The organism is Streptomyces sp. NPDC014907 (assembly GCF_055562975.1).
Window position 1 is genome coordinate 288,003 of record NZ_JBVHEG010000003.1, and the last position, 11,235, is coordinate 299,237.

General features: G+C 74.3%; 8 protein-coding genes. 1 reads left to right on the forward strand and 7 read right to left on the reverse strand.

Annotated features, from left to right (window positions below; translation table 11 throughout):
• Window positions 1-62: 62 nt before the first annotated feature.
• The 5 genes from ACZ3IL_RS10500 to ACZ3IL_RS10520 form a co-directional block, all read right to left on the reverse strand.
• Window positions 63-2,924 (reverse strand): FtsX-like permease family protein, encoded by a 2,862-nt coding sequence (locus ACZ3IL_RS10500; RefSeq protein ID WP_467388640.1) that lies wholly within the window; start codon window positions 2,922-2,924, stop codon window positions 63-65.
• Window positions 2,921-3,655, reverse strand: a complete 735-nt coding sequence (locus ACZ3IL_RS10505; protein WP_467388642.1) for an ABC transporter ATP-binding protein — start codon at window positions 3,653-3,655, stop codon at window positions 2,921-2,923. Before ACZ3IL_RS10505 ends, ACZ3IL_RS10500 begins: the two co-directional genes overlap by 4 nt.
• A gap of 158 nt (window positions 3,656-3,813) precedes the next feature.
• The gene (locus tag ACZ3IL_RS10510) at window positions 3,814-4,512 is read right to left on the reverse strand and encodes a PadR family transcriptional regulator (RefSeq protein WP_467388644.1); all 699 of its coding nucleotides are present in this window, start codon (window positions 4,510-4,512) and stop codon (window positions 3,814-3,816) included.
• A gap of 95 nt (window positions 4,513-4,607) precedes the next feature.
• The gene (locus ACZ3IL_RS10515; protein ID WP_467388646.1) at window positions 4,608-5,330 is read right to left on the reverse strand and encodes a hypothetical protein; all 723 of its coding nucleotides are present in this window, start codon (window positions 5,328-5,330) and stop codon (window positions 4,608-4,610) included.
• 180 nt (window positions 5,331-5,510) lie between these two features.
• Entirely contained in the window at window positions 5,511-7,133 is a 1,623-nt protein-coding gene (locus ACZ3IL_RS10520) for a protein kinase domain-containing protein (RefSeq protein ID WP_467388647.1), read from the reverse strand.
• Window positions 7,134-7,395: 262 nt separating this feature from the next.
• Here ACZ3IL_RS10520 and ACZ3IL_RS10525 point away from each other — a divergent pair, with 262 nt between their 5' ends.
• Entirely contained in the window at window positions 7,396-9,015 is a 1,620-nt protein-coding gene (locus ACZ3IL_RS10525) for a protein kinase domain-containing protein (RefSeq protein ID WP_467388649.1), read from the forward strand.
• A gap of 139 nt (window positions 9,016-9,154) precedes the next feature.
• On the opposite strand, the gene ACZ3IL_RS10530 is transcribed toward ACZ3IL_RS10525, so the two are convergent.
• Entirely contained in the window at window positions 9,155-10,351 is a 1,197-nt protein-coding gene (locus ACZ3IL_RS10530) for a phosphotransferase (RefSeq protein WP_467388651.1), read from the reverse strand.
• A gap of 195 nt (window positions 10,352-10,546) precedes the next feature.
• On the reverse strand, window positions 10,547-11,206 hold the full coding sequence (locus ACZ3IL_RS10535) for a response regulator (RefSeq protein WP_467388653.1): 660 nt from the start codon (window positions 11,204-11,206) through the stop codon (window positions 10,547-10,549).
• Window positions 11,207-11,235: the final 29 nt, after the last annotated feature.

Here is an 11,235-nt window from a genome sequence, read left to right on the forward strand (position 1 = left end):
GTGTGCCCCCGTACGAGGGTGATCCACCCTCGTACGGGGGCACAGAAGGGCGACGGGGTCCGTCAGGTCGCCTCGCGCCGGGCCAGCGCGCCGCGCGAGCGGGTCACGAGGGCGGCGAGCAGCGCGGCGCCCAGCGGGACGACGACGATCAGGCCGGCGAGCGTCTCCCACGGGACGACGACCGGCAGGTCGGGCGGGGTCCCCCCGGCGCTCCAGCCCTCGGCGACGCTCTGCTCGTAGGCGCGGAGCTGGTCGCGTTCCTCGGTGAGCCGGAGGCCCACGGCGGGCAGCAGTCCGGCGGCCGATCCGAGGACCACGCCCATCGCGGCGACGACTCCGCACTGGAAACCGCTGAGCGTGCGGCGGACCCGGGGCGGGGCGCCCACGGCGGCGAGCGTCTTCAGGTCGGCCTCGGCGTCCGCCTGGGCGAGCCCGGTGGCGATGCCGGCGGCGCCGATGGTGACGAGACCGGCGAAGATGGCCAGCGAGAGCAGGACGATCCCGTTCTCGTTGACGAAGCCCTCCTCCAGGCGCAGCACGATGTTGCTGCCGAGCTTGGTGATCTCGCCGTCGAGCCTCTGCCGCTGCTCTTCGTCCGGAAGGCGGTCGGTGCTGGCGTACAGGCCCATCGGGACGGTGGAGAGGCCGGCGGCCCTGGCCGTGGCCGGGGTCATCAGGGCCTGGAGTCCGTAGGACTCCTCGTCGCCGGGCACGAGGTAGGCGGGGACGGAGCTGACCTTGCCGGGCGCGGGACGGCCTTCCTCGGAGGCCTTGTCGGCGGCGGCGAGGTCGGTGATCTGCTTGATCCCGACGGTGCCGTCCTTGTCGACCTGGGCCCGGGAGAAGCTGACGACCTTGCCGTCGGCGAGGGCCTTCGCGGCACCGGGGTCGTCGATCCCCAGGATCCGGAGGACCTTGGCGTCGCCCACGAGCAGGCCGCCGTCGATGTAGAGGCCGTCGCCGGAGGGCTCCTCGCAGCGCCAGTCCTCGGTGAGCATCTTCCGCCGCTGTTCGGGGGTGAACCTGTCCGAGGCGGTACCGCCGCCCGGGACCGTCGCGTTCATCGGGCACACGTTCGCCGGGGGAACGACGATCTCGTAGCGGCCGCAGCCCGCCTCGCTGCTCCACGGGGCACAGCCGGGATTGCCGACCGAGACGCGGTCGACGTCGGCGCGGGCGTCGACGGGCAGGTACCGCTGGACGGCCTCGCGGACCGCCGGGACGTCCCGGCCGCCCTCCTCGGGGACGAAGGCGGCGACGACGCCGTGCGGCAGCACGGGCTCGTACTCGGCCCTGTTCTGTGCCTCCCTGCTGGCCATGTACGTGGAGACCGCGACCGTTCCCGCGACGGCGGCGAGGACGGCGGCGACGGCCGGCGCCGTACGGCCCCGGTTGCGGACGGCGTCCCGCAGCGCGAGGCGCGGGGAGAGCGGCAGCCAGCGCCCGGTGCGCCCGAACAGGCCCACCAGGGCCGGGGTCAGGGCGACGACGCCCAGCTCGGCGAGGGCGGAACCGGCCGCCACCAGGGCGGCCTGCTGGCTGACGAGGGAGCCGAAGAGGGCGATGGCCGCGCCGAGGAGGAAGGCCACGAGACCGATGACGGGGAGCACCCGGCTGCTGCGGCGGACACCGCGCCGGCCGGTGAGCGAGGCGAGGACGCTCTGCCGGGAGGCGGTGAAGGCCGGGACGATCGCGGCGAGCAGGCCGGTCAGGACCGCCAGCAGGGCGATGCCGAGGATTTCCAGCGGCCGGACGTCGAAGGCGCCGAACCGCTGGCCCATCGTCTCTTCGAGGAAGGGCTGCAGCAGCAGGGTCAGGGCCACGGCGAGCACGGTGCCGACGACGGCGGCCACGACGCCGATGACCAGGCCGCCGCTCAGCACGATCGCCCGGATGTGGCTGCGGGCACCGCCGTTTGCCCCCACCAGACCGAGCTGGCGGCGCGAGCGCCGGGCGCCGACCGCGAACGCGGGTCCGGCGAGGAGGCAGATCTCCAGCATCGCCAGGCCCACGACGGTCGCGAGCGAGGCGAGTTCGGCGGGGCGGAGTCCCGGCTGGAAGTCGTAGTTGCCCCAGCCCTCCTTCTTGTAGAGCGGCACGTCGGCATCGGCGGGCGGGTCGAGCAGCACGGCGCGCGAGGTGACGGAGACGCCCTTGGTGTTGATCTCCTGGACGGCGTTCCACGTGAAACCACCGGGCTTCCGCACCAGGTACGAGACGGAGCTCTCCGGGGTCGGCAGACCGCTCTTCACGACGGCCCTCGTGTACGGCTCGAAGAAGGCGCCGGGCAGGACGTTGATCTGATCGGTCTTGAGCGAACCGGGAAGTTCGTAGGAGCCGACGATCCGGTACGGGCGGTCGAAATTGCGAGCGGAAAGGGTCGATCCGACCGTCAGTCCGCTGGTCTCCAGGAAGTGCGAGGTCGCCATGGCCTCGTCGCTCTTCTCCGGGAAGCGCCCCTCCAGGAGCGGCATGATGCCGCGGGTGACCGGGTCGGACGCCTTCAGCTCACGGACCTCGGTCACCAGCAGGCCGTGGGCCGTGGTCAGCTTGGCCGATCCGACGCGGTCCGTGAGCACGGTGGAGCCCGCGGGAATGACCTTGGTGACGTCGGTGCTCCCGGACGGCCAGGGCCGGCCGGGACCGTCCTCGACCGGGGCGCGCATCTCGCCGTCCGGGTCCTGGAGGATCGGCACGCCGCCCATCTGGGCGTCCAAGAAGCGCGCGTCGGCCGCGCCGATCATCCGGTCCATCCGCTCGGCGGGGGAGAGCTCCGAGCTGCGGTAGGTCAGGTCGAGGGCGCTGACGCCCAGGATGGGCAGGGCGATCATCGCGAGGACGAGGGCGCTGCGGCCCTTGGCGCGCCAGGCGTCGCGGCGGGCGATGCGGATCGCGGCCCGCCAGGAGTGGAACCAGGTCTTCACGCCTCCGCCACCCGGCCCGAGAGGAGGGAGTCGGCCTCGCTGCGCACCGTCTGGTCGACGATGGCGCCGTCCCGAAGGAACACGACGCGGTCGGCCCAGGCGGCGAACCGGGGTTCGTGGGTGACGAGGACGCCCGCGGCGCCCGCGTCGCAGCGGGAACGGAGCAGGGCGAGGACGGATTCGCCGGTCTCGGAGTCGAGGGCGCCGGTCGGCTCGTCGGCGAGGACCAGGCGGCGGTCGCCGACCAGGGCGCGGGCGATGGCCACGCGCTGCTGCTGCCCACCGGACATCTCGTCGGGGAAGCGGTCGGCGAGGTGGCCGAGCGACATCTCCTCCAGGGCGGCCAGGGCCTCGACGCGCGCCTTGCGGGCGGAGGTGCCGTCCAGTTCGCGGGGCAGGGCGACGTTCTCGGCGGCCGTGAGGGCCGGGATGAGGTTGTAGTCCTGGAAGACGTAACCGATGCTGCGGCGGCGGAGGGCCGCGAGCTGCTTGGCGCCGGCGGTGGTGATGTCGGTCCCCTCGACGACCACCCGGCCCCCGCTGGGGGCGTCCAGGCCGCCCGCGATGGTGAGCAGGGTGGACTTGCCGGAGCCGGACGGGCCCATGACGGCGACGAGTTCGCCGGGGTACACGGAGAGGTCGATGCCGCGCAGGGCGTGCACCTCGGTGGCGCCCGCGCCGTGGACGCGGGTCAGGTTCTGCAAGTGCAGCACGGGCTGCTGTGTGGACATGGGAAGGGTCCCCCCTTGGTCGTACCGGGTGGTCGACCGGGTACGGAGCGTGTGGTGGAAGGTGGTGCGTCAGAGGTGCGGGAGGCGCGCGGGCGCGCGGGCGGTGCGCCCCGGTGTCATGGGCGCGCGGCGGACGCGTGGACGCCGTGTCCCGGAGTTCAGGGGCGTGCGGCCTCCCCGGCCCGCTCGTCAGAGGCAGAGGCGGAGACCGGAGCCGCGGCGGCGGTCGCGCCCGTGGCGGAGGCCGGAGGCCGTGCCCGGCCGGCGGGGGCCGCGGAGCCGTCGGACGGCGCGTCCCGGGGCGCCCACGCGGTCGCGGAGAGGCGGATCAGCCGGGACTCGCAGTGGTCCAGCCAGCGCGCCTCGGCCTCCGTCTGGAAGATCATCTGCTCCAGGACGAGCAGCCAGGCCACGTCGTCCCGCTCCCGCGCCCCGCCGTCCTCGACCGCGAGCAGCGCCCGGGCCTTGAGCCGGGTGTAGTCCTGCATCGCCTTCACGGTGTGCCGGCGCTGGGACTGGATGACGTCGCGGACGTCGACGCCGGGGGCGCCCACCGCCATGGCGAGCTTGATGGCCAGCTCGTCGCGGGCGGGGCTGGTGCGGTCCACCGGCCTCTCGAACCAGGTCCTCAGTTCGGCGCGGCCGGCGTCGGTGATCGCGTAGAGCGCGTGCCCGCCTTCGTCCTCGCCGTCCTGGGAGACCATGCCGTCGCGCTCCAGCCGGCCGAGGGTCGTGTAGACCTGGCCGACGTTGAGCGGCCAGGTGGAACCGGTACGGGACTCGAACTCCGTACGGAGCTGGGAGCCGTAACGCGGGCCGCGTTCGAGGAGGGCGAGGAGCCCGTGGCGGATCGACATACTCAGTATGTATACCGAGTATGTTCACGCGGACAACCGACCCGGGACGGAAGCCGGGGGTCCGTCTCAAGGGGGACCCGGGCCGTCCGGACGGCTCAGCGGCGGCGCATCCGGAGCCCCAGGAAACCGATGCCGAGACCCATCAGCGCCATTCCCACCCCCAGGGTGAGCACGGGAATCCGCTGGTGGGAGAGGGGGGAGACGGCCTCGGTGGCCGCCGGGGCCTCGGCGGCGGGGCGACGGGCGGGCACCGTCCCGGGCCGCGCCGGCTCCTCCTCGCGTACCGCCTCGACCTCCTCCTCCCCGTCCTCCCACGGCTGCGGTTCCGCGGCGGTTCCGGTACGGGAGGCGTCGGGGGACGGGGTGGGGGCGGTCTCGGTGCGACCGGGCCGGGGCCTCCCCTCCGCGGCGGGCCGGCCCGCGAGGGAGGCCGAGACGCCGGGGGCGGGGACGTGGGGGACGGGAAGACGGGGGCCGGGGGCGCCTCCGGCCCCGTGGTGCGCGACGCCCGGGGGCGGCGGGGCGGTGCCGGGGGGCGGGGCCTCCCCGGTGCCGCCCGGGAGGGGCGGGGCGGACGGCGGATCGGTCGCGGGGGGCGTGCCCGGAGGGGTCCCGGGGGGCGCGGAGGGCACGAGGGTGGTCGGGGGCGCCGCCGGGGTGGTGCTGGGGGGCGCCGGGACCGGGGCCGTGGCCGTGGCGCCGGGGGGCTCCACCGCGTGGGCGACGGGCGCCGCGTACAGGGCGCACGCGCAGATGAGGACGCAGGTGAGCGCCGGGCGCGGAGCCCGGGCCCGAGCCCCGCGGAATGCTGGAGCCACCGGGTGACCCCTTCCCGTACGAGCTGCCGAGGTGTCCGGCTCAGCGTCACACGCCGGGACGCCTCCGGCATCCGGGGAGGAGCCCCCCGGGGGACCCGGGCCTCCGGTCTCCGCCCCGCGTCCCCCGCCCGGCGGCCGTCCGCCGGCCGTCCGGCGACGGCGGGCGGGGGACGCCCGCGCCTACTGCGGCGGGTTGCCCGTCGAGACCTTGAGGGTGAACTCGGCGTCCTTGGCGGCGATGTCCTCACCGGCCGGCGGGTACTGCTCCATCACCGTTCCCTCGCCGTAGGTCACCTCGTCCACCGGGGTCTGGACCTTGATCTTCCATCCGGCCTGCTGGATGCAGTCCTTCACCGACTGGATGTTCTTGAAGGTCAGGTTGGGCACCTCGAACTTCTCGGGGTCGTCGCTCGACTCCCTCGGCTGGGTGCACTTCTTCACGTCGATGGTCTTGGTCAGGTCGGGGCCCTTGTGCCCGGGGACCGCCGTCGGGGGCTGCTGGGACGCGGTGCCGCCGGTGCCGTTCGCCCCGGGGTCCGGGTCGTCCTTCTGGTTGAACGCCACGGCCAGGCCGCCGATCGCGAGCAGGGCGACGACGATCGCGCCCACGATCACCGGGGTGTTCCGCCGGGAGCCGCCGCCCGCCGGGGCGGAGCCGGAGGAGTACGGCGCCGGGGTCGGGGCCTGCTGGTAGACCGGCGCCGGGGTCGGGGCCTGCTGCGGGTAGCCGTACGAGGGGGTGGGGGCGGGGGTCGCGTGGCCGTACGGCCCCGGCTGGGGGGTCGGCGTCATGTACGGCTGCTGCACGCCGTGCGGGCCGGGCTGGGGGGCCGGGGCCTGCCCGACGGGCGGGAAGACCGCGGAGCCGACGCCCGAACCGCTGCTGAGCGGGGAGCCCGGGACGATCACGGGCGCCCCGGTCTGCCCGGCCGCCAGGACCCGCAGGCACTCGTCGCGCATGGCCGCCGCGCTGGGGAACCGCTCGTTCGGGTTCTTCCGCAGGGCGCGGGCGACCAGCGCGTCCATCGCCGGGGTCACCGAGCGGTTGACGGAGGACGGCGGGACCGGCTCCTCCTGCACGTGCGCGTACGCGATGGCGAGGGGGGAGTCGGCGTCGAAGGGCAGCCGGCCCGTCAGGAGCTGGAAGAGCATGATGCCGACCGAGTAGAGGTCGGAACGGGCGTCCACCGCGCGACCGAGGGCCTGCTCGGGGGAGAGGTACTGGGGGGTGCCGACGACCATGCCGGTCTGCGTCATCGAGGTGACCCCCGACTGCATGGCCCGCGCGATGCCGAAGTCCATGACCTTGACCACGCCGCGCTTGGTCGTCATCACGTTGCCCGGCTTGATGTCGCGGTGGACCAGCCCCATCTCGTGGCTGACCTCCAGGGCGGCGAGGACGTCGGCCGTGACCTTCAGCGCCTTGTCGGCCGGCATCGCGCCGTACTGCCGCACGTCCGACGCGAGGACCGAGCCGAGCGGCTGCCCCTCCACGTACTCCATGACGATGTACGGCATGACGGCGCCGTCGAGGGTGTCCTCGCCGGTGTCGAAGACCGAGACGATGTTGGTGTGCGACAGCTTCGCGACGGCCTGGGCCTCGCGCCGGAACCGCTCGCGGAAGGACTGTTCCCGGCCGAGTTCCGTGTGCAGCGTTTTGATGGCGACCTGCCGGTCGAGGGCGGTGTCGTACGCCAGGTACACCGACGCCATGCCGCCCTCGCCGAGAAGATCGCGCAGCTGGTACCGGCCGCCCGCGACCGAACCGCCCGCATAGCGGCCCTGTGCGCCGTCCTGGCTCATCCGTGCTTCCCCCTACGCGCGCGTGGCGGCGTCGATCCGAATTTCCTGGCCAAGTCTGCCCGAGGGCAGTGACACGTCAAGCCAGGTGCCCGTTCCGTGACCCTCCGCACAGGAAGCGTTTCCGAACCGGGGTGGTATCGGTTCGAATTTGCACAGGTGTACGTGAACGGGGTGGGGAGGCCGGTCCATCCCGGACCGTGATGTCGCACGGAGCCTGTAGCGTGACGACTGGACACGGCACGACAGACGACGGCGAGGACTGATGGCACCCGAATCCGGAGCAGGCGGCGGTGCGCCGGACGCGTCCGCGGAGTCCTGGGGCGTCGGCGGGGTCGTCGGCGACGGACGGTACCGCCTGACGCACCGTCTGGGCCGCGGCGGCATGGCGGAGGTCTTCGCCGCCGAGGACGTACGGCTCGGCCGCACCGTGGCCGTCAAGCTGCTGCGCGCCGACCTCGCCGAGGACCCGGTCTCCAAGGCCCGCTTCACGCGCGAGGCGCAGTCCGTCGCCGGTCTCAACCACCACGCCATCGTCGCGGTGTACGACTCGGGCGAGGACCTCGTCGGCGGCCGGCCCGTACCGTACATCGTGATGGAGCTGGTCGAGGGCCGCACCATCCGCGACCTGCTGCTGAGCGCCGAGGCGCCCGGCCCCGAGCAGGCCCTCATCATCGTCTCCGGGGTCCTGGAGGCGCTGGCCTACTCGCACCAGCACGGCATCGTGCACCGCGACATCAAGCCGGCGAACGTGATCATCACCCACTCCGGCGCGGTGAAGGTCATGGACTTCGGCATCGCCCGCGCCCTGCACGGCGCGCAGTCGACGATGACCCAGACCGGCATGGTCATGGGCACGCCGCAGTACCTCTCCCCCGAGCAGGCGCTCGGCAAGACCGTCGACCACCGCTCCGACCTGTACGCGACGGGCTGCCTCCTCTACGAACTCCTCGCCCTGCGGCCCCCCTTCACCGGGGAGACCCCGCTCTCCGTGGTGTACCAGCACGTCCAGGACGCGCCGGTCCCGCCGTCCGACGTGACGGGTTCCGTGCCGCCGGAGCTCGACGGCCTGGTGATGCGCTCGCTCGCGAAGGACCCGGACGACCGGTTCCAGAGCGCCGAGGAGATGCGCGGCCTCATCCAGTACAGCCTCCAGATGCTCCAGCAGCAGGGCGGCCACACCGGCACGTGGAACACCGGGCCGGTCGGGGCGCACGAGGGCGGGCACACCCCGGTCGGCGGCGTGGCCGCGACGACCGCGATGGGCCACCCGGCGCACGGGGAGACCTCGCAGGGCCCGATCCTGCCGCCGATGAATCCCGATGACGGCGCGTACGGCGGCTACGACGGCGGTACGGGCGGTCACGGCGGGCCGGGCGGCGGCCGGGGCAGGCTGTGGCTGTTCGCCGCGCTCGCCCTCGTCGCGGTGGTCGCCGGAGTCGCGTTCGCCCTCAGCAAGACGGGCGGGGACGGCGGCGGCACGAAGAACGGCAACACGCCGTCCGCCACCACCTCGCCGTCGACGGCCCCGGAGAAGCCCACGCCCTCGGAGGAGCCCTCCCAGGAGCAGACGCAGGACCCGGGCACGTCGAACGGCGGCTCGACGCAGCAGCCGTGGACCCAGCGCCCGACCTACCGGCCGACCAGGCCCACGGGCGCGCCGTCGTCCGAGCTGCCGACGGAGCCGACGACCACGCCTCCGGTGGAGCCCACGGGCACGCCCACGAAGACGGACGAGCCCACGGCCGAACCGACGACCACGCCCCCGCCCGACCCGACCGGCGAGCCCGGCGGCGGTGCGGGTGGCGGCGAAGGCGGCGGCGGGAACGGCGGCGGCGGCAACACGGGCGGCACCCCGCCGGCACCCGGCAACGAGGCGGGCTGACACGGCACGACGGGGCCCCTTCACCGGGGCCCTTCGTCGTCGTCGGCCGGTGACGCGCCGGCCGGGCCGGAGCCGGACCCCGGCGGTCCCGGCTTCCGGCCCTACGGGGCCCGCCGCCGGGGCACCGCCCCCTCGCCCCTCACTCCGCGAAGGCCTCCCGCACGGCCTCGTACTCGCGGGTCCACCAGACCGCCAGGGCGGACACCGCGGGGAACAGCGGGTCGGCCCTCCGGTCGTGCAGCTGGTAGCGCCAGCGCAGGGGCCAGAAGTCGTTGAGCCGCTCCCACCAGACGCGGTGCGCCGCGGTCGCCAGCTCGGTGCCGTCGGCCCCCGTCTCCCGCCGGTACGCGCGCGCGTACGCCCGCACCTTCTCCAGGGCCAGCTCGCCCCCCGGCCGTACGAAGAAGATGGCGGCGGCCCTGACCGCCTCCTCGGCCCGGGGACGGAGCCCGAGCCGGTCCCAGTCGACGATCGCGGCGGGCTCGGCGCCCCGGTAGAGCAGGTTCAGCGGATGGAAGTCGCCGTGCACCCAGCCGGCCCCCGCGGCGGGCGGCGGGCGGCGGTGGGCGTGCTGGACGAGCAGACGGCGGCGCTCCTCCAGCCGGTGCTCGGCCAGCGCGTCGAAGGCGTCGCGGGGGCGGTGGGCGCGGACGAGGCGGATCAGCTCCTCGATGGTCCGGAAGGTGTCCCGGGGGTCCGCGCTCGCGCACCCGTCCGGGTCCGCCCCGCCCTCCGGGTCCGCCCCGCCCTCCGTGTCCGTTCCGCCGGACGCGTCCGTCTCCCCGCCCGTGTCCGCCCCGCCGGGCGGCCTCCCGTGCAACCCGCCGGGAGCCCGGCTCCCGGGGGCCCTTCCGGACGCCGGGGGCTCCATCACCCGGTCGAGCGCCGTGTGGACCTGCCCGAGGAGGGTGCCCAGGCGGCGGGAGCCGCCGGCGGAGAGCTGGCCGCCGTCGCGGTGCCGCCCGTCGACCCAGGGGTGCAGGGCGTAGCAGTGGCCGTCGACGACGGCGACCGTACGGCCCTCGGCGTCGGCGAGCGGCGGGGCGACGGGCAGGCCGAGGGCGTGCAGCCGCTGGGTGGCGCGGTGCTGGCGGGTGATGGTGGCGCGGTCGGCGGTGGGGGCGTCCAGGTGCTGTTTGAGGAAGTAGGTGCCGCGGGTGGTGGTGAGGCGGAAGCCCCGGTTGAGCAGGCCCTCGGTGACCGGAACGCAGGTCAGGGGCTCGCCGGCGTGCCGGTGGCGCCGCAGCAGGGCCCCGACGGGCGGGGCGCTCACGGGCCGTGCGGGGGCCGGGAGGGAGCCGGTCGGCGGGGTGAGTGTTTCAGATGAGCGCGGCACCCGACAAATGTTAGATCACTCTGGGTGTACGGATCGTCGCTCTGTGGAAAGGGGTGGGCCGGCGAACGACCGCCCCGTCCGGGACGGGGTGCCCCGCCGCTGCCGCCCCACCGGGCGCGACGCCCTCCGCCGGTGCCGTTCCGCGTGGAAAGGGGCCCTCCGCCGGTGCCGTTCCGCGCGGGAAGACGCCTTCCGTCAGTGCCGCTCCGCCTGGAGGCGTGCCACGTACGCCGCCGCCTGCGAGCGCCGTTCCATGCCCAGCTTCGACAGCAGGCTGGAGACGTAGTTCTTGATGGTCTTCTCCGCGAGGTGGAGCCGTTCGCCGATGACCCGGTTGGTCAGGCCCTCGCCGATCAGGTCCAGGATCTTCCGCTCCTGCTCGGTCAGGTGGGCGAGCCTGTCGTCGCCCTTCGGGCCGTTGCCGTCGCGCAGCCGCTCCAGGACCCGTGCGGTCGCCACCGGATCGAGCAGCGACCTGCCGGCGGCCACGTCCCGCACCGCGTTCAGCAGTTCGTTCCCCCGGATGGCCTTCAGGACGTACCCCGAGGCCCCGGCCATGATCGCGTCGAAGAGGGCCTCGTCGTCCGCGTACGAGGTCAGCATCAGGCACTTGATCCCCTCGTCCCGGGAGCGGACCTCCCGGCAGACCTCCACCCCGCTGCCGTCCGGCAGCCGCACGTCGAGCACCGCGACGTCCGGACGGGCCGCGGGAATCCTGACCAGCGCGTCCGCCACCGTGCCGGCCTCGCCGATCACCTCGATGTCGTCCTCCACGGAGAGCAACTCGTGGACGCCGCGCCGGACGACTTCGTGGTCGTCCAGCAGGAATACCCGGATTTTTCCTTTTTCGCGCACGCGGGCAGTCTCACATATTGGCTCTTCCC